21 protein-coding genes and 2 pseudogenes are annotated in these 20,246 nt (G+C 71.2%); 20 read left to right on the top strand and 3 right to left on the bottom strand.

All coding sequences use genetic code 11. The annotated features are described in order from the left end of the window. Positions 1–36 precede the first annotated feature (36 nt). The 5 genes from ffh to G6N48_RS11520 all read left to right on the top strand — a co-directional run bounded on the left by ffh (position 37) and on the right by G6N48_RS11520 (position 6,962). The gene (ffh, locus tag G6N48_RS11540; protein ID WP_085269170.1) at positions 37–1,593 is read left to right on the top strand and encodes a signal recognition particle protein; all 1,557 of its coding nucleotides are present in this window, start codon (positions 37–39) and stop codon (positions 1,591–1,593) included. A gap of 42 nt (positions 1,594–1,635) precedes the next feature. After that, the gene (locus G6N48_RS11535; RefSeq protein WP_139825765.1) at positions 1,636–2,742 is read left to right on the top strand and encodes a metal-dependent hydrolase family protein; all 1,107 of its coding nucleotides are present in this window, start codon (positions 1,636–1,638) and stop codon (positions 2,740–2,742) included. 48 nt (positions 2,743–2,790) lie between these two features. Next, the gene (locus tag G6N48_RS11530; RefSeq protein WP_085269246.1) at positions 2,791–4,410 is read left to right on the top strand and encodes a serine/threonine-protein kinase; all 1,620 of its coding nucleotides are present in this window, start codon (positions 2,791–2,793) and stop codon (positions 4,408–4,410) included. A gap of 61 nt (positions 4,411–4,471) precedes the next feature. Then, positions 4,472–6,319 carry an N-acyl-D-amino-acid deacylase family protein gene (locus G6N48_RS11525; protein WP_139825772.1) on the top strand — a complete coding sequence of 616 codons (1,848 nt, stop codon included), beginning with the start codon at positions 4,472–4,474 and terminating at the stop codon, positions 6,317–6,319. A gap of 1 nt (position 6,320) precedes the next feature. Next, on the top strand, positions 6,321–6,962 hold the full coding sequence (locus tag G6N48_RS11520; protein WP_085269173.1) for a TetR/AcrR family transcriptional regulator: 642 nt from the start codon (positions 6,321–6,323) through the stop codon (positions 6,960–6,962). Here the strand turns inward: G6N48_RS11520 and G6N48_RS11515 are convergent. Then, complete coding sequence (locus tag G6N48_RS11515; protein WP_085269174.1) at positions 6,931–7,800, bottom strand: D-alanyl-D-alanine carboxypeptidase family protein; 870 nt, start codon at positions 7,798–7,800, stop codon at positions 6,931–6,933. The genes G6N48_RS11520 and G6N48_RS11515 overlap by 32 nt on opposite strands. A gap of 72 nt (positions 7,801–7,872) precedes the next feature. Between G6N48_RS11515 and G6N48_RS11510 the strand changes: the two genes are divergently transcribed. From G6N48_RS11510 to trmD, 5 genes are all read left to right on the top strand, one after another. Next, complete coding sequence (locus tag G6N48_RS11510; RefSeq protein ID WP_085269247.1) at positions 7,873–8,295, top strand: nuclear transport factor 2 family protein; 423 nt, start codon at positions 7,873–7,875, stop codon at positions 8,293–8,295. 164 nt (positions 8,296–8,459) lie between these two features. Next, positions 8,460–8,993 carry a 30S ribosomal protein S16 gene (rpsP, locus tag G6N48_RS11505; protein WP_085269175.1) on the top strand — a complete coding sequence of 178 codons (534 nt, stop codon included), beginning with the start codon at positions 8,460–8,462 and terminating at the stop codon, positions 8,991–8,993. Positions 8,994–8,998: 5 nt separating this feature from the next. Next, positions 8,999–9,241 (top strand): RNA-binding protein, encoded by a 243-nt coding sequence (locus G6N48_RS11500; protein WP_003881089.1) that lies wholly within the window; start codon positions 8,999–9,001, stop codon positions 9,239–9,241. Between the two features lie 17 nt (positions 9,242–9,258). Next, on the top strand, positions 9,259–9,789 hold the full coding sequence (rimM, locus tag G6N48_RS11495; RefSeq protein ID WP_085269176.1) for a ribosome maturation factor RimM: 531 nt from the start codon (positions 9,259–9,261) through the stop codon (positions 9,787–9,789). A 3-nt stretch (positions 9,790–9,792) separates the two neighbouring features. Continuing rightward, positions 9,793–10,479 carry a tRNA (guanosine(37)-N1)-methyltransferase TrmD gene (gene trmD / locus G6N48_RS11490; RefSeq protein WP_085269177.1) on the top strand — a complete coding sequence of 229 codons (687 nt, stop codon included), beginning with the start codon at positions 9,793–9,795 and terminating at the stop codon, positions 10,477–10,479. A gap of 4 nt (positions 10,480–10,483) precedes the next feature. On the opposite strand, the gene G6N48_RS11485 is transcribed toward trmD, so the two are convergent. Further along, positions 10,484–11,455: a serine hydrolase gene (locus G6N48_RS11485; protein ID WP_085269178.1), complete on the bottom strand. Its 972-nt coding sequence runs from the start codon at positions 11,453–11,455 to the stop codon at positions 10,484–10,486. A 334-nt stretch (positions 11,456–11,789) separates the two neighbouring features. Between G6N48_RS11485 and rplS the strand changes: the two genes are divergently transcribed. The 4 genes and pseudogenes from rplS to G6N48_RS11465 all read left to right on the top strand — a co-directional run bounded on the left by rplS (position 11,790) and on the right by G6N48_RS11465 (position 14,198). After that, complete coding sequence (gene rplS, locus G6N48_RS11480) at positions 11,790–12,131, top strand: 50S ribosomal protein L19 (RefSeq protein WP_085269179.1); 342 nt, start codon at positions 11,790–11,792, stop codon at positions 12,129–12,131. A gap of 78 nt (positions 12,132–12,209) precedes the next feature. After that, a complete protein-coding gene (lepB, locus tag G6N48_RS11475) occupies positions 12,210–13,106 on the top strand; it encodes a signal peptidase I (RefSeq protein ID WP_085269180.1) in 897 nt (298 codons plus the stop codon). 13 nt (positions 13,107–13,119) lie between these two features. Further along, positions 13,120–13,885 (top strand): annotated as a pseudogene (locus G6N48_RS11470) (ribonuclease HII). A gap of 7 nt (positions 13,886–13,892) precedes the next feature. Next, positions 13,893–14,198, top strand: coding sequence for a DUF2469 domain-containing protein (locus G6N48_RS11465; RefSeq protein ID WP_007171389.1), 306 nt, complete (start codon positions 13,893–13,895; stop codon positions 14,196–14,198). 15 nt (positions 14,199–14,213) lie between these two features. On the opposite strand, the gene G6N48_RS11460 is transcribed toward G6N48_RS11465, so the two are convergent. Continuing rightward, positions 14,214–14,948 carry a GAF and ANTAR domain-containing protein gene (locus G6N48_RS11460; protein WP_085269248.1) on the bottom strand — a complete coding sequence of 245 codons (735 nt, stop codon included), beginning with the start codon at positions 14,946–14,948 and terminating at the stop codon, positions 14,214–14,216. A gap of 233 nt (positions 14,949–15,181) precedes the next feature. Here G6N48_RS11460 and G6N48_RS11455 point away from each other — a divergent pair. The 6 genes and pseudogenes from G6N48_RS11455 to G6N48_RS11430 form a co-directional block, all read left to right on the top strand. Next, positions 15,182–15,280, top strand: a pseudogene (locus tag G6N48_RS11455) (epimerase); the annotation flags it as partial. A gap of 98 nt (positions 15,281–15,378) precedes the next feature. Then, positions 15,379–16,200 (top strand): formate dehydrogenase accessory sulfurtransferase FdhD, encoded by an 822-nt coding sequence (gene fdhD, locus G6N48_RS11450; protein WP_085269182.1) that lies wholly within the window; start codon positions 15,379–15,381, stop codon positions 16,198–16,200. Between the two features lie 99 nt (positions 16,201–16,299). Further along, positions 16,300–16,686 (top strand): YraN family protein, encoded by a 387-nt coding sequence (locus tag G6N48_RS11445; protein WP_085269183.1) that lies wholly within the window; start codon positions 16,300–16,302, stop codon positions 16,684–16,686. Further along, complete coding sequence (locus tag G6N48_RS11440) at positions 16,686–18,197, top strand: YifB family Mg chelatase-like AAA ATPase (protein WP_085269184.1); 1,512 nt, start codon at positions 16,686–16,688, stop codon at positions 18,195–18,197. The genes G6N48_RS11445 and G6N48_RS11440 overlap by 1 nt, the downstream gene beginning before the upstream one ends. Then, positions 18,194–19,348, top strand: coding sequence for a DNA-processing protein DprA (gene dprA / locus G6N48_RS11435; RefSeq protein ID WP_085269185.1), 1,155 nt, complete (start codon positions 18,194–18,196; stop codon positions 19,346–19,348). The genes G6N48_RS11440 and dprA overlap by 4 nt, the downstream gene beginning before the upstream one ends. Before the next feature lie 32 nt (positions 19,349–19,380). Beyond that, entirely contained in the window at positions 19,381–20,232 is an 852-nt protein-coding gene (locus G6N48_RS11430; RefSeq protein WP_085269186.1) for a siderophore-interacting protein, read from the top strand. Positions 20,233–20,246 lie beyond the last annotated feature (14 nt).

The raw sequence follows: 20,246 nt of genomic DNA, 5'->3' as shown, positions 1-20,246 counted from the left end.
GCTTCGCCGCGCTTGCAGTACCACTAGGCTGGTCGCGTGTTCGAATCGCTGTCTGACCGGTTGACCGGTGCCCTGGCGGGGCTGCGTGGCAAGGGTCGACTGACCGACGCCGACATCGAGGCCACCACCCGCGAGATCCGGCTGGCGCTGCTGGAAGCGGACGTGTCGCTGCCGGTGGTGCGGGCTTTCGTCAACCGCATCAAGGAGCGCGCCAAGGGCGCCGAGGTGTCCGGCGCGCTGAACCCGGCGCAGCAGGTCGTCAAGATCGTCAACGAGGAGCTCATCGGGATCCTCGGGGGCCAGACCCGCCAGCTGGCGTTCGCCAAGACGCCGCCGACCGTGATCATGCTCGCCGGCCTGCAGGGGTCGGGTAAGACGACGCTGGCCGGCAAGCTGGCCGCCTGGCTGCGCGGCCAGGGCCACACGCCGCTGCTGGTGGCCTGCGACCTGCAGCGGCCGGCCGCGGTGAACCAGCTCCAGGTCACCGGCCAACGTGCCGGGGTCCCGGTGTTCGCGCCACACCCCGGGGAATCGCCGGGATCCGGGCCGGGTGACCCGGTCGCGGTCGCCACCGCCGGGCTCGCGGAGGCCCGCGCCAAACATCACGACGTCGTCATCGTCGACACCGCCGGGCGACTGGGCATCGACGAGGAGCTGATGGCCCAGGCCGCGGCCATCCGCGCCGCCGTCAACCCCGACGAGGTGCTGTTCGTCCTGGACGCGATGATCGGCCAGGACGCCGTCGCCACCGCCGAGGCGTTCGGCCAGGGCGTCGGCTTCACCGGGGTGGTGCTGACCAAGCTCGACGGCGACGCCCGCGGCGGCGCGGCGCTGTCGGTCCGCGAGGTCACCGGCGTGCCGATCCTGTTCGCCTCCAGCGGCGAGAAGCTGGAAGACTTCGACGTCTTCCACCCCGACCGGATGGCCGGCCGCATCCTGGGCATGGGCGACGTGTTGAGCCTGATCGAGCAGGCCGAGCAGGTCTTCGACGCCGAGCAGGCCGAGGCCGCCGCCGCCAAGATCGGCACCGGCGAGCTGACGCTCGAGGACTTCCTCGAGCAGATGCTCGCCATCCGCAAGATGGGCCCGATCGGCAACCTGCTGGGCATGCTGCCCGGCGCCGGGCAGATGAAGGACGCGCTGGCCCAGGTCGACGACCGCGATCTGGACCGCCTGCAGGCCATCATCCGCGGGATGACGCCCCAGGAGCGGGCCGACCCGAAGATCATCAACGCGTCGCGGCGCCTGCGCATCGCCAACGGGTCCGGGGTCACGGTCGCCGAGGTCAACCAGCTGGTCGACCGCTTCTTCGAGGCCCGCAAGATGATGTCGTCGATGCTCGGCGGCATGGGCATCCCCGGCCTGGGCCGCAAGTCGGCCACTCGCAAGAGCAAGGGGGCCAAGGGCAAGAAGGGCAAGAAGGGGGCCCGCGGCCCGACGCCGCCGAAGGCGCGGAACCCGCTGATGGCCGGCATGCCCGGAATGCCGGCCGGATTCCCCGACCTGTCCCAGATGCCCGAGGGCCTCAACGAGTTGCCGCCGGGACTGGCCGACTTCGACCTGTCGAAGCTCAAGTTCCCCGGCAAGTCGTGACGATCGCGAGCGCGGCGGTGCCGGGCGAAGCGGGTCGTCACCATGAGACCGGACGGAAGTAGCCGCACGGTGCGCACGCAGGTGCGCGGCGTCGTGCTGCCCGGCGACGCCGAGACCCGGCTGTGGATCGTCGACGGCCGCATCAGCACCGAACCCGTCGCCGGGGCCGACACCGTCTTCGAGGGCGGCTGGATCCTGCCCGGGCTGGTCGACGCGCACTGCCACGTCGGCCTCGGCCACCACGGCGAGATCACCCTCGACGAGGCGGTCGCCCAGGCCGAGACCGAACGCGACGTCGGGGCGCTGCTGCTGCGCGACTGCGGATCGCCGACCGACACCCGCAGCCTCGACGACCGGGACGACCTGCCGCGGATCATCAGGGCCGGACGGCATGTCGCGAGGCCCAAGCGCTACATTGCCGGCTTCGCCGACGAGCTCGAGGACGAGTCGCAGCTGCCGGCGGCGGTGGCCGAGCAGGCCAAGCGCGGGGACGGCTGGGTCAAGCTGGTCGGCGACTGGATCGACCGCACCGTCGGCGACCTCGCGCCGTTGTGGTCCGACGACGTGCTCAAGGCCGCGATCGACACCGCGCACGCGCTCGGCGCCCGCGTCACCGCGCACGTCTTCGGCGAGGACGCGCTGCCGGGGCTGATCGGCGCCGGGATCGACTGCATCGAGCACGGCACCGGGCTCACCGACGACACCATCGCCCTGATGATCGAACACGGAACCGCGCTGGTGCCCACGCTGGTCAACGTCGAGAACTTCCCGGGCATCGCCGACTCCGCCGCGCGCTACCCCACCTACGCGGCCCACATGCGCGACCTCTACACGCGCTGCTATCCGCGCGTGGCCGCGGCGTGCGAGGCGGGCGTGCCGGTGTACGCGGGCAGCGACGCCGGCAGCACCGTCGCCCACGGCCGCATTGCCGACGAGGTCGAGGCCCTGAAGAACATCGGCATGAGCCCCGACGCGGCGCTGGGCGCGGCGTGCTGGGACGCCCGCCGCTGGCTGGGCCGGCCCGGCCTGGAGCACGGGGCGCCGGCCGACCTGTTGTGCTATTCGCAGGACCCGCGGTCGGGTCCCGCCGTCCTGAACCGGCCCGATCTGGTGATCCTGCGTGGCAAGGTGTTTCGCCCCTGGCGATAGCCCCGCACTGGCCGCGCGAGGCGCCGCGGCGATGGTTACCATCGGATGATGGCTTTAGCCAGCGGCGCCACCTTCGCCGGGTTCACGGTGGCGCGAAGGCTCGGCTCCGGATCCACGGGCGAGGTGTACCTCGTCCAGGATCTTGTCGCCGTCTGCTGGCGGGCTCTGAAGGTCCTTTCCCCGGAACTGTCCTCGGATCCCGAATTTCGCGGCCGTTTCCAGCGGGAGACCCCGATCGCGGCGAACCTCTACCATCCCCACATCGTCGGCGTGCACGACCGCGGTGAGTTCGACGGCCGGCTGTTCGTGGCGATGGACTACGTCGAGGGCATCAGCGCCGCGCAGCTCATGGCCGGCCGGTTCCCGGCGGTCTCACCGGTCAGCGAGGTGCTGGCCATGGTGACCGACATCGCCGGCGCCCTCGACTACGCCCACCAGCGCGGCCTGCTGCATCGCGACGTCAAGCCCGGCAACATCCTGGTCAGCCGGGGTGAGGGCGAGCAGCGGGTCGCCCTGTCCGACTTCGGCATCTCGCCGCCCATGGGGTCTCTCGGCGCTCCCGGCTACACCGCGCCCGAGTGGTTGCGGGGCGCCGAACCCGACGGGCGCTCCGACCAGTACGCGTTGGCGGCCACGGCATTTCACCTGCTCAGCGGGGCGCCGCCGGGGTCGGAGGCGCGACTCAGCGAGCAGCGCCCGGAGCTGGCCCGCCTCGACGTCGTGTTCGCGAAGGCGCTCGCCGCGCGGCCCGCGGACCGGTTCCGCACGTGCGGCGAGTTCGCCGAGGCCGCCAACGAACACGCCGGAGTCCTGCTCGGCGACCGCAGCCCCGAGGCCGTCATGGTCGCCGAATATCCCGCTTACGGCGGGGTTCTGCGGTCCGTCGCGCCCGACGGTCCGGCGGAGCACCGCTCCGCGGCGGCGAGGGCGCAACCGGTTCGGCACACATCGGACCCGCTGCGGCGGCGCAGGCCCCGCAAGCTGGTGCTGGGAGCCGCGGCGGTGGTGTTGCTCGTCGGGCTGGTCGCCGCCGCCTTCGTGATCGGGCGGACGACGGGCACGACCGCCACCCCGTCGGGCCGCGCGACCACCGGTGCGTCACCCGCGGCCGCCGCCCCGCCCGTCGCCGGCCCGGCCGCCGCGCCCGTCCCTCTCGACGGCACCTACCGGCTCGACGTGGAGCGCACCAAGGAGACCTTCAACTACATCTCCAACCCGCAACCGCCGGACGTGAACACCTGGTGGGCCTTCCGTTCGTCGTGCACGCCGACGGCGTGTACCGCGTCCGCGATCCAGCTCGACGACACCGACCACCGGCAGCTGGCGGGGCCCGGCAACCGCGAGCTGAGCCTGCAGTTTCGGGAAGGGGAGTGGCAGTCGCAGCCCGCGGACGCGCAATTCGCCTGCGTCGGACCGGACGGTGAGACCAAGACCCAGCTGACGACGCTGGTGCTGTCGCTGCGGCCGCAGCCGCAGGGCGACCTCGACGGCGAGGAGACCGTCACCGTGCAGAGCAACGAGTGCGGCCAGCGCTCGGCGGTGATGCGCGTCCCGACGGTGCTCAGCCGCAGCGGCGAGGTGCCGCCTGGCGTGACGGTGCCCAACCCCGCGCCGGGCCCGCCGGACCCCAACGGGCCGGTGCCCCAGCCGTCGGGCCCGCATCGCTGATTGCCGGTCGGCGCGCAACTCCACCCGGCCTGTCGCCCGGAAATGATTGCGAGTACTTGCTATCTATGTTAGCGTCCTGCCAAATCCTAAGGAGGGCGCAGTGGCCTACGACGTGATCATCCGCGACGGGTTGTGGTTCGACGGCACCGGCGCGGCGCCGCTGACCCGCACGCTCGGGATCCGCGACGGCCTGGTGGCCGAGGTCAGCCGGGAACCGCTCGACGAGACCGGCTGCCCCGAGGTGATCGACGCGGCCGGCAAGTGGGTCATGCCGGGCTTCATCGACGTGCACACCCACTACGACGCCGAGGTGCTGCTCGATCCGGGGCTGCGGGAATCGGTGCGCCACGGCGTCACCACCGTGCTACTGGGCAACTGCTCGCTGTCCACCGTGTACGCCGACTCCGACGACGCTGCCGACCTGTTCAGCCGGGTGGAGGCCGTGCCGCGCGAATACGTCCGCCGCGCCCTGGCCTCGCGTCGCACCTGGTCGACGGCCGCCGAGTACGTCGCGGCCGTCGACGCGCTGCCGCTCGGGCCGAACGTCGGCTCCCTGCTTGGTCATTCGGACCTGCGTACCGCGGTGCTGGGCCTCGAACGGGCGACCGACCGCGCGGTCCGGCCCACCGGGGCCGAGCTGGCGAAGATGACGGCGCTGCTCGACGAGGCGCTCGAGGCCGGAATGCTGGGCATGTCCGGGATGGACGCGGCGATCGACAAGCTCGACGGCGACCGGTTCCGCTCGCGCGCGCTGCCGTCGACCTTCGCGACCTGGCGCGAGCGCCGCAAGCTGATCGACGTGCTGCGCGGGCGCGGCCGGATGCTGCAGAGCGCACCCGACGTCGCGAGGCCCGCGACGGTGCTGATGTTCTTCCTCACCAGCAGCCGGATCCTGGGGCGCGGTAGAGGTGTCCGGATGAGCATGCTGGTGTCCGCCGACGCCAAGTCGATGCCGCTGGCCGTGCACACGTTCGGGCTCGGCACCCGAATCCTCAACAAGGTCCTGGGTTCGCGCCTGCGGTTCCAGCACTTGCCGGTGCCCTTCGAGCTGTACTCCGACGGGATCGACCTGCCGGTCTTCGAGGAGTTCGGCGCGGGCACCGCGGCGCTGCACCTGCGCGATCAGCTCGAACGCAACACGCTGCTGGCCGACGAGGACTACCGCCGCCGGTTCCGGCGCGAGTTCGACAAGCGCAAGCTCGGTCCGACGTTGTGGCACCGCGACTTTCACGACGCGGTGATCGTCGAGTGCCCCGACGCGTCGCTGATCGGAAAGACCTTCGGCGCCATCGCCGACGAGCGGGGACTGCATCCGCTGGACGCTTTCCTCGACGTGCTGGTCGACAACGGCGAGCGCAACGTCCGGTGGACCACCACCGTCGCCAACCACCGGCCCAGGCAGCTCAACAAGCTCGCCGCCGACCCCAGCGTGCACATGGGCTTCTCGGACGCCGGCGCGCACCTGCGCAACATGGCCTTCTACAACTTCGCGCTTCGGCTGCTCAAGCGCACCCGCGACGCGCAGCTGGCCGGCGCGCCGTTTCTGTCCACCGAGCGCGCGGTGCACCGCCTCACCGGGGAACTGGCCGACTGGTTCGGCATCGACGCGGGCACGCTGCGCGAGGGTGACCGCGCGGACTTCGTGGTGATCGACCCCGCCGGTCTCGACGATTCGGTCGACGGCTACCACGAGGAGGCGGTCCCGTTCTACGGCGGCCTGCGGCGCATGGTCAACCGAAACGACGACGCCGTGGTCGCGACCGGGGTGGGCGGGGCCGTCGTCTTCGGCGGCAGCCACACCCGGGGCCGGTTCCGCGACGGCTACGGCCAGACCGTGAAGTCCGGGCGGTACCTGCGCGCCGGCGAGCGGGCCCGCGGCCGGCGGAGCATACCGAAAATCGGTGTCTGACATGGCCAGGACCCAGCAGCAGCGCCGCGAGGAAACCGTCGCGCGGCTCCTGGACGCCTGCATCGCGACCATCATCGAGGTCGGTTACGCCCGGGCGTCCGCCGCGGTGATCTCCAAGCGCGCGGGCGTGTCGGTGGGCGCACTGTTCCGCCACTTCGAGACGATGGGCGATTTCATGGCGGCCACCGCCTCGGAGGTGCTGCGCCGCCAGCTCGAGGCGTTCACCAAGCGCGTCGCGGAAATTCCGGCGGTCCGGGCCGACCAGCCCGCGCTGCAGGCCGCGCTGGCGATCCTGCGCGACATCACCGCCGGCCCCGCCAACGCCGTGCTCTACGAGCTCCTGATCGCCGCACGCACCGACGAGAAGCTCAGGGCCACTTTGCAACACGAGCTCGGGCACTACTCGGCGAAGATCCTCGACGCCGCGCGCGCGTTGCCCGGGGCGCAGGGATTTCCCGAGGACACGTTCCCCGTCCTCGTGACGCTCATCACCAACGTGTTCGACGGCGCCGCGGTGGTGGAAAGCGTTCTGCCGCAACCCGATATCGCCCAGCGTCGGGTGGCGGTGCTGACGGCGTTGCTCACCGCGTGGCAGCCGGAGGGCGCAGCGGCTACAGCGACCCGATGCCCGCCTCGGGGTTGAGCGCAAACCCCCAGTTCAGCAGGTTCGCGGCCTGGTCCCAGTACGTCGGGCCGCCCTGGGTGACCAGGCCGTACATCATGGCGACGACCAGCCGGCGGCCGCCGCGGGCGGCGGCGCCCACGAACGTCTTGCGCGCGGCGTCGGTGAAGCCGGTCTTGCCGCCGATCGCGCCGGGGTAGCGCTGCAGCAGTTCGTCCCTGTTGGCGATGGGGTGCTCGCCGTTATCGCCGGGGAACATCGCCGACGGCTCGGCGGTGATCTGCGCGAACACGGGGTCGTTCATCGCCGCCCGGAAGATGACCGCCAGGTCGCGGGCCGTAGACGCGCCGGAGCCGCCGGGTCCGTCCAGGCCGGACGGCGTCGAGGCGTGCGTGCTCGCGGCCCCCAACGAGGCGGCCTTGGCGTTCATCTTCGCGACCGTGGCCTCCGGGCCGCCGAGCATGTGCGCCAGCGTGTTGGCGGCGTCGTTGCCCGACACCAGCAGCAAGCCGTCCAGGAGTTGGCGCGCGGTGTAGGTGCGGCCGGCTTTGATGCCGACGCAGCTGCATTCGACGTCGGCGTCCGCGGCGTCGGCCACCACGGTGGAGTCCAGGTTCAGCTGGTCCAGGGCCACCAGCGCCAGCAGCACCTTGATGGTGCTGGCGGGGGGGTGCGGCACGTCCTGGTCGCGGCCCGCGAGCACCTCGCCGTTGTCGAGGTCCGCCAGGATCCACGTCTGGGCCGGGCCGTCCGGGATGGGCACCGTGCCGACCGGCTGCATGCTGTCGGCCCGGGACGTGCCGGCGGCGGCCAGACCCACGGTGGCGGCGCACCCGAGGATCGCCATGAGCTTGCGCATGGGCGCAAAGTTTATCGTCCGGGGTTTAACTTCCGGGCTCCGGTGACGCCCACGTTCAGTACCCTGCGAAGCATGCTGAGCCTGGCCGAAATCTCCGACCGCCTCGAGATCCAGCAATTGCTGGTGGACTACTCCACCGCGATCGACAACCGCCGGTTCGACGACCTGGACCGGGTGTTCACCCCCGACGCCTACATCGACTACACCGCGTTGGGCGGCATCCAGGGGCACTACCCCGAGGTGAAGAAGTGGTTGTCGGAGGTGCTGCCCAACTTCCCGGTGTACGCCCACATGCTCGGCAACTTCTCCGTGACCGTCGATGGTGACAACGCGTCGTCGCGGGTGATCTGCTTCAACCCCATGGTGTTGCCGGACAACCCCAAGGACCAGGTGCTGTTCTGCGGCCTGTGGTACGACGACGAGTTCGTGCGCGGCCCCCAGGGCTGGCGGATGACGCGCCGCGTCGAGACCAAGGTGTTCCAGAAGGTGATATAGGCGGGATTTCTGTCCGGGCCTGCCGTTCTGGCACAATGGGCGGCTGTCCGCCGCGCGACCCAGGCTGCGCGGCTGGTCAGACACACGCGAGGCAAAACCGGATCCGGGCATCCCGCCCGGATCGCTGAATTGCAGCGTGACACCACAGGAGATATTCGCTAGTCATGGCTGTCAAGATCAAGCTCACCCGGCTTGGCAAGATCCGCAACCCCCAGTACCGCATCGCCGTCGCCGACGCCCGCAACCGGCGCGACGGCCGCTCGATCGAGGTCATCGGCCGCTACCACCCCAAGGAAGACCCGAGCCTGATCGAGATCAACTCCGAGCGCGCGCAGTACTGGCTGTCCGTGGGCGCGCAGCCCACCGAGCCCGTTCTCAAGCTCCTCAAGATCACCGGTGACTGGCAGAAGTTCAAGGGGCTGCCCGGCGCCGAGGGCACCCTGCAGGTCCGGCCCCCCAAGCCGTCCAAGCTCGAGCTGTTCAACGCCGCGCTGGCCGAGGCGGACGGCGGACCCACCACCGAGGCCGCGAAGCCGAAGAAGAAGGCCCCGGCCAAGAAGGCCGCGAAGGCCGCGGAGTCTTCTGCGGCTTCCGCAGACACCGAAGCCCCCGACGCCGGCACCGGCGCGGCCGGCGAGACCGCGGCCGAGGCCGCCCCGGCCGGGGGCGAGCAGGCCGAGCCCGCGACCGAGAGCTGACTGCCATGAGTTCGGTTGTCGTCGACGCAGTTGAGCACCTGGTCCGAGGGATTGTCGACAACCCCGACGACGTCCGGGTGGACATGGTGACCAGTCGGCGTGGGCGCACCGTCGAGGTGCACGTCCATCCCGACGACCTGGGCAAGGTGATCGGGCGCGGGGGACGCACCGCCACCGCGCTGCGCACGCTGGTCGCCGGAATCGGCGGCCGTGGCATCCGTGTCGACGTGGTGGACACCGACCAGTAGCCGCGCGGGGAACTCCCTTGGAGTTGACGGTCGGGCGCGTGGTCAAAGCCCACGGCATCAGCGGCGAGCTGGTGGTGGAAATCCGCACCGACGATCCAGCCGACCGATTCGCCTCGGGTAACACGTTGCGCGCCAAGCACCCCCGGGAGCGCTGGGAGCGCAGCTACGTCGTCGAGGGCGCGCGCGAGCACGGCGGGCGGCTGCTGGTGCGGCTGAGCGGGGTCGACGACCGCGAAGCCGCGAATGCGCTGCGGGGCAGCCTGTTCGTGGTCGACTCCGCGGACCTGCCGCCCATCGACGAGCCCGACACCTACTACGACCACCAACTCGAGGGCCTGCGCGTGCGGACCACGGCGGGCCGCGACGTCGGCGAGGTTGCGGAGGTGCTGCACACCGCTGCCGGGGAGCTGCTGGCGGTGCGCGGGCAGCTCGACGGCCAAATGCGGGAAACGCTGGTGCCTTTCGTCGGCGCGATCGTCGTCTCGGTGTCGCTGGACGACGGCGTCATCGAGATCGACCCGCCCGAGGGCCTGCTGGATCTGGGGTAGCACGTGCGCATCGACGTCATCACGATCTTCCCCGCCTACCTGGACCCGCTGCGACAATCGTTGCCGGGCAAGGCGATTGATTCCGGTCTGGTCGACCTGCAGGTGCACAACCTGCGGCGCTGGACCTACGACGTGCACCGCTCGGTCGACGACGCACCCTACGGCGGCGGCCCCGGCATGGTGATGAAGGCGCCGGTGTGGGGCGAGGCGCTGGACCAAACCTGCTCTGAACAATCCCTTCTGGTGGTGCCCACCCCCGCGGGTTCGCTGTTCACCCAGGCGACCGCACAGCGCTGGAGCGCCGAGGCGCACCTGGTGTTCGCGTGCGGACGATACGAGGGGATCGACCAGCGGGTGATCGACGACGCCGCCCGCCGGATGCGGGTCGAGGAGGTCTCGATCGGCGACTATGTGCTGCCCGGCGGCGAATCGGCGGCCGTGGTGATGATCGAGGCCGTACTGCGGCTGCTCGCCGGGGTGCTCGGCAACCCCGCCTCGCACCTCGACGATTCCCACTCACCGGGCCTGGACCGCCTGCTGGAGGGGCCCAGCTACACCCGGCCGCCGAGCTGGCGCGGCCTGGACGTCCCCGAGGTCCTGCTCTCCGGGGACCATGCGCGCATCGCCGCATGGCGCCGCGAGGTGTCGCTGCGGCGCACCCGCGAACGCCGGCCGGAACTGTTGGACTGACGACCTAGATCCGGCCGTCGGGAAAGATCGTCTTGACCGCGCGGGTGATGGTGTCGCGCGCGGTGGCGTCGTCGGAGGGCTGTAAGGACTGGACCACCATGATGTAGCGGTGGTCGGGGCCGACGATCCCGGTCGACAGGTGCATCCAGTCGGCGCCGATGCAGCACATCCAGCCCTGCTTGACCGCCACCGGCTCGCCGTAGAGGCCGTCCGGAATGCCGAACCGCTGCGGGTATCCGTCGATCCCGTTGGGGGTGGACCGGGCGAGGTCGTTGACGATGATCCTGGCCTGCTCGGCCGGCAGCCCGCCCGATCCGTCGAGCAGCATCTCGTAGTAGCGGATCAGGTCGTTCATCGAGCTCATGGTGTTCCACCAGCGCCCGTCGCTGGGCGGGGTCGTCGACGAAAGCCCGTAGCGGGCCGCGACCGAGGTGATGATGGCGTCCCCGCCGCCCTGGGCCCAGAATTTCTCGGCCGCGCCGTCGTCGGACGATTGCAGCATGACGTCCAGGGCCTGGCGGTCGTCCGGGCTGAGCGCGGTCTTGCTCTCGGACTCGCGCAGCAGCAGGTCGTCGGCGATGAAGAGCTTGGCCACCGACGCCGTGCCGACCACCTGGCCGTTGCCGTTGGAGACCAGCTGGTGGGTGGCGCGGTCGAGGATGGCGACCGACAAGGCGGCGCCGGCGGCGGCGGCCTCGTCGGTGGCCCGCAGCACGCGGGTCTGCAGACCCCCTAGGCCGGCGCTGGGCAGCGCCTGGGGCGCATCGGGGGGGGTGTCCGCGTCGAGCAGCAGCTGGGCCAGTCCTAACGGCGAATTCGTGGGAACCGGCGACGGAGCAGGCGCCGGGACGGTGCGCACGAGGGCGTTGTAGGCCTTGGTCTGAGGCCTTGCCTGGACCTGGGCCTCGCATCCGCCGACGACCATCAACCCCACCGCCGCGGTGGCGGTGAGCAGCGTCAGCGGCCGTACCGGCATTCCTCTCCTCCGACCCCGCAACGTCCGTCAGGGCGGGCCAAACCGCGATCTGCACCCCCAACAGCGCGTTTACCCTAGTAATGTGTACCATTCACCGGCCGGTTCGGCGCGCCGCGAACCGCGGTTGGCGCTGTGATTTCGTGTGATTTTCGCGGCACACCCCCTGTCTGGCACAATTGACCAGTTGTCTCCAGTGGTGGCAGGCCGGACGGGCCGCTTCACGTCTGCTGCGAGATGCGCGCCTGTTGCCCGAACCATCGGCTCGGTGACCGCCTCACGCCCCGCGCGTGGACGGCTGCCGCGAGCCGCGACCCCAAGGAAGTGTCTTCTCAAGATGAACCGGCTGGACTTCGTCGACCAAGAGTCGCTGCGCGACGACATCCCGGTTTTCGGCCCGGGTGACACCATCAACGTCCACGTCAAGGTGATCGAGGGCGCCAAGGAGCGCGTCCAGGTCTTCAAGGGCGTCGTCATCCGCCGGCAGGGCGGCGGCATCCGGGAGACGTTCACCGTGCGCAAGGAGAGCTACGGCGTCGGCGTCGAGCGGACCTTCCCCGTGCACTCGCCGAACATCGACCACATCCAGGTGGTGACCCGTGGCGACGTTCGCCGCGCGAAGCTCTACTACCTGCGCGAACTGCGCGGCAAGAAGGCCAAGATCAAGGAGAAGCGCTGATCCGGGCCGCCCTGGCGGTCGTTGCGGTCGGCCCGGCGCCGTTACCGGGCCACAACCCGGGCTGGCTACGCTGATCTCGTGACCGATACCCCGGACTCGCCTGAGCCCCAGTCCAACTCTGGTCAGCCGGAGCCGAAGGTCTCCACCCGTGACCCGCAGGCGTCCGCGCCTGACGAGGCCCCGCAGGCCCCCGAACCGGCGCCCGAGCCGCCGGCGCCGGAGGCTGACGAACCGGAACACCCGAAGCGGTCGGCGCTGCGCGAATTCGCCATCCTGGCGGTGATCGCGGTGGTGCTCTACTACGTCATGTTGACGTTTGTGGCGCGCCCCTACCTGATCCCGTCGGAGTCCATGGAGCCCACGCTGCACGGGTGCTCGGGCTGCGTCGGCGACCGGATCATGGTCGACAAGATCACCTACCGCTTCGGCGCCCCGCGCCCCGGCGACGTGGTGGTCTTCAAGGGCCCGCCGTCGTGGAACGTCGGGTACAAGTCGATCCGGTCCAACAACACGGCGCTGCGCTGGGTGCAGAACGCGCTGTCGTTCGTCGGGTTTGTGCCGCCCGACGAGAACGACCTGGTCAAGCGGGTCATCGCCACCGGTGGACAGACCGTGCAGTGCCGCGCCGACACCGGTCTCACGGTCAACGGCAAGCCACTCAAGGAGCCCTACCTCAGCCCGAGCACCATGATGGCCGACCCGTCCGTGTACCCGTGCCTGGGCAGCGAGTTCGGCCCGGTCACCGTTCCGGCGGGCCGGCTGTGGGTGATGGGCGACAACCGGACGCACTCGGCGGACTCGCGCGCCCACTGCACCAGCATTCCGGCCGACGCCATCAAGGGCGTGCTGTGCACCGGTGACCCGATGTCGGGGACCGTGCCGGTGTCCAACGTCATCGGCAAGGCCAGGTTCATCGTCTGGCCGCCGGCGCGCTGGGGCGGTGTCGACTCCGTGAATCCGCAACAGGGGCAGTAGCCTTGGTTCGGCGATGACCCGGACGTGGCCGCCGCGGACGGTGATCCGCAAGTCGTCCGGGCTGCGAACCCTGGAGTCGGCGCTGTACCGCAGCGGGCTGGGACCGGTCGCGGGCGTGGACGAGGTGGGCCGCGGCGCGTGTGCGGGACCGCTGGTGGTGGCGGCCTGCATACTCGGGCCGGGACGCTTGGAAAGCCTTGCTGCACTTGATGATTCGAAGAAGCTCACCGAGGTCGCACGGGAGCGGTTGTTCCCGGTGATTCGGCGCTACGCGCTGGCCTACCACGTGGTCTTCATCCCCCCGGCCGAGGTGGACCGGCGCGGCGTGCACGTCGCCAACATCGAGGGCATGCGCCGCGCCGTCGCCGGCCTGTCGGTGCGGCCGGGCTACGTCCTCAGCGACGGGTTCCGGGTGCCCGGGCTGCCGATGCCGTCGCTGCCCGTGATCGGCGGGGACGCGGTGGCCGCCTGCATCGCCGCGGCCAGCGTGCTGGCGAAGGTGAGCCGCGACCGGTTGATGGTCGCGATGGACGCCGACCACCCCGGCTACGGCTTCGCCGAACACAAGGGCTACAGCACACCGGCGCACAGCACGGCACTGACGCGGCTCGGCCCCTGCCCCGAGCACCGCTACTCCTACATCAACGTCCGGCGCGTGGCCGCGGGGCCCGGCTCGACCGTGGTGGCCGAATGCAAACCGGACCCACCGGCCGAGCGCGCCCGATAGCAGTGAGGAAAGATGGGTCCGAAGTATCAGAGAAGGACGTCTGAGCGAATGAGTGCCCGATGAGCGCGGAAGATCTCGAAAAGTACGAAACCGAGATGGAGCTCTCGCTGTACCGCGAATACAAGGACATCGTCGGCCAGTTCAGCTATGTCGTGGAAACAGAGCGGCGCTTCTACCTGGCCAACAGCGTCGAGATGGTGCCCCGCAACGCCGACGGCGAGGTCTACTTCGAGCTGCGGCTGTCCGACGCGTGGGTGTGGGACATGTACCGGCCGGCGCGGTTCGTCAAGCAGGTGCGGGTGGTCACGTTCAAGGACGTCAACATCGAAGAGGTAGAGAAGCCCGAGCTGCGGCTGCCGGAGTAGCCGCGCGGCGGCCGGCTACTTGCCCGCCGAGGGCAGACCGTCGGTGGCCAACGGTAGCTGTCCCCGCTTCTGGATGACCTCCCGCGCCACGTCGGCGAGTTTGACGTTCACCGCCTGCGAGTGGCGGCGCAACAGGTCGAACGCCTGCTCTTCGGTGACGTCGTGCAGCAGCATCAACATGCCGACCGCCTTGCCGATCTCGCGGTTGCTGAGCAGGCCGCGCCGCAGGCTCGCGGCGTCCTCGCCCTTGGCGACCGCGTTGATGGCCACGCTGGCGAATGCTGCCAATACCGCGGCGTGCCCGGCGGATTCGGCGTCGAACATGTTCGGGGTGTCGCTGAACAGGTTCAGAGCGGCACCTTTGCGCTTGTCGATCATCAGCCGGAATCCCATGGCCCCGCGCACCGGCGTCTCGGCGACCAGGACCTGCGCCAATCCGGGCCACAGCGACGGCGTGGTGAGGTCGGTGTCGATCTGGGGCGTCTCCTCCTCGATGGCGTCGATGCAGGGGCCGTCGCCGGCCCGCCGTTCGAGTTCGTCGATTTGCTGGGCGAGCCGGTCGCTGGCGCCGACGGTGACGTAGCGGTCGTTCTCGCGGGCCAGCAGGCTGGCGTGGTCGCAGCCGCGGACGGTCAGGGTGGCGGCGATGCAGATCGCGGCGTACATCTGATTCGCGTCCGACCCCTGGTAGATGATCTCGGCCAGCGCGGCGAACACCGTCGACGGGTCGGACTTCGCCTCGGCCGGCATCGGCGCACCCGTGTCGGCCTCGGAACCGCCACGAGTGTCGGCCTGTGAATCGTCCGGCATGCTGTGCCCCACTCCCTGCGGTGTCCTTGGTTTGACCCGCGTTGGATCGCCGTAGATTATCGGTCACCGGCGTGCGCTTCACACAGTGTTTGCCCGGCTCGGATGGATCGGCGCGCTGGCGGCCGTGGGGACCGCCCGTGTTTCGGGGCGGCCAGGGAGGGAAGGACCCAATAGTGGGAGTCACCGTCGCTGTTACCGGGCCGACCGGCGAGATCGGCATCTCCGCGGTGACGGCGCTGGAGCGCGAGCCCGCCGTCGAGACGCAGCTCGGCTGGCGGCCGGTGCACTCCTCGGCGGAGACGCTGGCGGCGCTGTCATCGGCGGTGTGAGCCGCGCAATCCAGGTACGTTGAGGCCGTGAGGTCGGTCCGGTGGGTCAGGTGACGGCGCGCCGGCGCGTCACGCACGTCGCCGCCGGCAAGCAGACCACCCGGCCCGAGACCCTGGTCGTCGAGGAGCCGCTGGAGATCCGGGTCAACGGCTCGGCGATCACCGTGACCATGCGCACGCCGGGGTCGGACATCGAACTCGCGCAGGGCTTTCTGTTCACCGAAGGGGTGATCGGCGACCGCGACGAGGTGCTGACCATCCGCTACTGCGACGGACGCGGCGAGGACGGCGCCAACACCTACAACGTGCTCGACGTCAGCCTGGCCGCCGGTGTCCGGCCCCCCGATCTCGACGTCACCCGGAACTTCTACACCACCTCCTCGTGTGGGGTCTGCGGCAAGGCCTCGCTGGACGCGGTGCGGCTGATCAGCCGCTTCTCGCCCGGCGACGATCCGGCCACCGTCGAGGCGGGCATCCTCGAGACGCTGCCGGCCCGGCTGCGCGAGGCCCAGAAGGTGTTCGCCAGCACCGGGGGTCTGCACGCCGCCGCGCTGTTCGGTGTCGACGGCACGATGCTCGCGGTGCGCGAGGACGTCGGCCGGCACAACGCGGTCGACAAGGTCATCGGCTGGGCGCTGGAAAACCGCCGGGTGCCGCTGGGTGCGTCGGTGTTGCTGGTCAGCGGGCGCGCCTCGTTCGAGCTGACGCAGAAGGCGGTCATGGCCGGCATCCCCGTGCTGGCGGCCGTGTCTGCGCCGTCGTCGCTGGCGGTGTCGATGGCCGAGGAGTCCGGTGTGACGCTGGTGGCGTTTCTGCGCAGGGACTCGATGAACGTCTACACCCGGGCCGACAGGATCACCTGAGAGCGCGGCGGCTGTGGACAGCCGCCCGGCTGGGGATAACCGCCCCGTGCTGCGGCCGGGCCCGACCGTCGTGTCGGGGCCGGGGCGCACGGTGGCCGCATGACGACCCACAAGACGATGACCAGGATCCAGCTGGGGGCGATGGGTGAAGCGCTCGCCGTGGACCACCTGACGAGGAGCGGGTTGCGCGTCGTGGCCCGCAACTGGCGGTGCCGCTACGGCGAACTCGACGTGATCGCGTGCGACGAGGCCACCGGCACGGTGGTCTTCGTCGAGGTCAAGACCCGCACGGGCGACGGGTACGGCGGCCTGCCGAATGCCGTCACCGGGCAGAAGGTGCGTCGGCTGCGGCGGCTGGCCGCGCTGTGGCTGGCCGGCCAGGACCGGCGCTGGCCCGCGCTGCGCATCGACGTGATCGGTGTGCGAGTCAGCCCTGCAAACTGCGGTCGCGGCCCCGAGATCACCCACCTGCGAGGGGTCGGCTGATGGCGCTGGGCCGGGCGTTCTCCGTCGCGGTGCGCGGGCTGGACGGGGCGATCGTCGAGATCGAGGCGGACATAACCTCGGGGCTGCCGGGTGTGCACCTGGTCGGCCTGCCCGACGCCGCGCTGCAGGAATCCCGCGACCGGGTGCGAGCGGCCGTCACCAACTGCGGCAACAGCTGGCCGATGGCGCGGCTGACGCTGGCGCTGTCGCCCGCCACGTTGCCGAAGATGGGTTCGGTCTACGACATCGCCCTGGCGGCCGCGGTGCTGTCGGCGCAGCGCGGGAGCCCCTGGGCGCGGCTGGAGAAGACGGTGCTGCTGGGGGAGTTGTCGCTGGACGGCCGGGTCCGCCAAGTGCGCGGCGTACTGCCCGCCGTGCTGGCCGCCAAACGCGACGGTTGGCCCTCCGTCGTCGTTCCGGCGGACAACCTCGCCGAGGCCAGCCTCGTCGACGGGATCGAGGTCTGGGGTGTGCGCACGCTGGGGCAGCTCCAGCAGTGGCTCAGCGGGTCGGCCGGGCTGGACAGCAGGACCCCCGCCGCGCCTCCGGTCGCCGAGCCCGCGGCCGACCTGGCCGACGTGGTCGGGCAGGCCCAGGCACGCTTCGCCGTGGAGGTGGCCGCCGCCGGGGCGCACCACCTGATGCTGACCGGTCCGCCGGGGGTGGGCAAAACGATGCTGGCCCAACGCCTTCCGGGTCTGCTGCCGGCGCTGTCGGAGAGCGAGTCGTTGGAGGTCACCGCGATTCACTCGGTGGCCGGGCTGTTGTGCGGCGATACCCCGCTGATCACCCGCCCGCCGTTCGTGGCGCCGCACCACAGCTCCACGGTCGCGGCACTGGTCGGCGGCGGCTCGGGCATGGCCCGCCCGGGCGCGGTCAGCCGGGCGCATCGGGGGGTGCTGTTCCTCGACGAATGCGCCGAGATCAGCGTCCGCGCGCTCGAGGCCCTGCGAACACCGTTGGAGGACGGCGAGATTCGTCTCGCGCGGCGCGATGGAGTGGCGTGTTACCCGGCCCGGTTCCAGCTGGTGCTGGCCGCCAACCCCTGCCCGTGCGCGCCGGCCGATCCCCGCGACTGCATCTGCGCGGCAGCGGTCAAGCGCCGCTACCTGGGCAAGCTGTCCGGCCCGCTGCTCGACCGGGTGGACCTGCGGGTCGACATGCATCCGGTGCGGGCGGGGGCGTTCTCGGGCACGGACGGGGAGTCGACCGCGCAGGTGTGCCGCCGGGTGGCGCAGGCCCGCGCCGCCGCGGCGCAGCGATGGCGGCCGCACGGATTCACGACCAACGCCGAAGTCAGCGGGCCGCTGCTGCGGCGCAAGTTCCGGCCCGGCAGCGCCGCGATGGAGCCGCTGCGCACGGCGCTGGATCGCGGGCTGCTCAGCATCCGCGGGGCCGATCGCACCCTGCGCGTCGCGTGGAGCCTGGCCGATTTGGCCGGGCGAACCTCACCCGGCCTCGCCGAGGTCGCCGCCGCGCTGAGCTTCCGCCAGGCGGGTGCGCAGCGATGAGCGAGACGGAGTTGCGGGCATGGGCTTACCTGTCCCGGGTGGCCGAGCCGCCCTGCGCGGAACTCGCCGGTCTCGTCGGACGCGTCGGCCCGGTCGAGGCCGCCGATCGCGTGCGGCGCGGTGCGGTCGACGCCGACCTTGCGCGCCACACCGAGGCGCGCCGCGAATCAGACAGGGCCGCAACGGATCTCGCTCTGCTCGCAAGCCGTGGCGGCCGATTGATCACCCCTGACGACGAGGAATGGCCGCTGCTCGCCTTCGCCGGGTTCGACGGGGCCGGAACCCGGTCGCGCGGGGGTGCGCCGTTGGTGCTGTGGGCGCTGGGTCCCGCGCGTCTCGACGAGGTCTCCCGGCGGGCGGCCGCGGTCGTCGGGACCCGGGCGGCGACGTCCTACGGCGAGCAGGTCGCCGCCGACCTGGCGGCCGGGCTGGCCGAGCGTGACGTCGCGGTGGTCTCGGGCGGCGCCTACGGCATCGACGGGGCCGCGCACCGCGCCGCGCTCGTCTGCGACGGGATCACCGTGGCCGCCCTCGCCGGCGGCATCGACGTCCCCTATCCGGCCGGTCATTCGGCGCTGCTGCACCGGATCGCCCAGACGGGGCTGCTGTTCACCGAATACCCGCCGGGGGAGCGCCCGGCCCGCCACCGGTTCCTCACCCGCAACCGACTGGTGGCCGCCGTCGCCGGCGCCGTGGTGGTGGTCGAGGCCGGGCTGCGCAGCGGCGCCGCCAGCACCGCGGCGTGGGGACGGGCGTTGGGCAGGGTGGCGGCGGCGGTGCCCGGCCCTGTGACGTCGTCGGCATCGGCGGGATGTCACGCCCTGCTGCGCGATGGCGCCGAGCTGGTCACCCGGGCCGACGACGTCGTCGAGCTGGTCGGCGGCATCGGGGAACTGGCGCCGGAACCGGCTCGCCCGGTGACGGCCCTCGACGGGCTCGGTGCGGCCGAGCGCCGGGTGTACGAGGCGTTGCCCGGCCGCGGCGCGGTGACCGTCGACGAGATCGCCGTCGCGTCGGCGATGGTGCCCGAGCAGGTGCTGGGGCCGCTGGCGATGCTGGAGTTGGCGGGGCTGGTGCAGCGTTGCGACGGGCGGTGGCGGATCGTCCGGCCTCTCCGCGGCCGAGCTGCGAAAACGCCGCGGCTCGTATAGTCGACGGGGGCCGGAATTGGACAGGAGAACACGTGGCGGGTCGACCTCTGCAACGCTTCGAAGTCGTCGGTACCGAGCAGCTCGCGCCGCACATGGTCCGAGTGGTGCTGGGCAGCAAAGACTTCAGCACTTTCGTGCCCAGCAAGTTCACCGACTCCTACGTCAAGCTGGCCTTCGTCCCCGACGACGTCGACGTGGCGGGCCTGCCCGAGCCGCTGACCCTGGACAGCTTCGCCGACCTGCCCCCCGACAAGAAGCCGACGGTGCGGACCATGACGGTCCGGCAGGTCGACGTCGCGGCCCGCGAGATCACCGTGGACATCGTGACGCACGGCGAGCACGGGACGGCCGGCGTGTGGGCGGCCTCGGCGCAGCCGGGTCAGCCGATCCTGCTGATGGGTCCCGGCGGGGCGTATACGCCCGACCCGGCCGCCGACTGGCACCTGCTGGCCGGCGACGAGTCGGCGCTGCCGGCCATCTCCGCGGCGCTCGAAGCGCTGCCGCCCAGCGCGATAGGCAAGGCGTTCATCGAGGTGGCGGGCCAGGATGACGAGATCGCCGTGACCGCGCCGGAGGGCGTCGAGGTGCACTGGGTATATCGCGGCGGCCGGGCCGACCTCGTTCCCGAGGACCGCGCCGGCGACCACGCGCCGCTGATCGAGGCCGTGACCACCTCGGTGTGGCTGCCCGGACAGGTCCACGTCTTCATCCACGGCGAGGCGCAGGCCGTCATGCACAACCTGCGCCCCTACATCCGCAAGCAGCGCGGCGTGAGCCCGAAATGGGCCGGCTCGATCTCCGGATACTGGCGGCGCGGCCGCACCGAAGAGACGTTCCGGCAGTGGAAGAAGGAGCTGGCCGAGGCGGAGGCCAAGGCGTCCTGACGAGCCGCCGGCTG

This window comes from Mycobacterium parmense (assembly GCF_010730575.1).
GTDB lineage: Bacteria > Actinomycetota > Actinomycetes > Mycobacteriales > Mycobacteriaceae > Mycobacterium > Mycobacterium parmense.
Note: the sequence above shows the minus strand (reverse complement) of the source record. Positions and strands in the feature narration are given on the sequence as shown.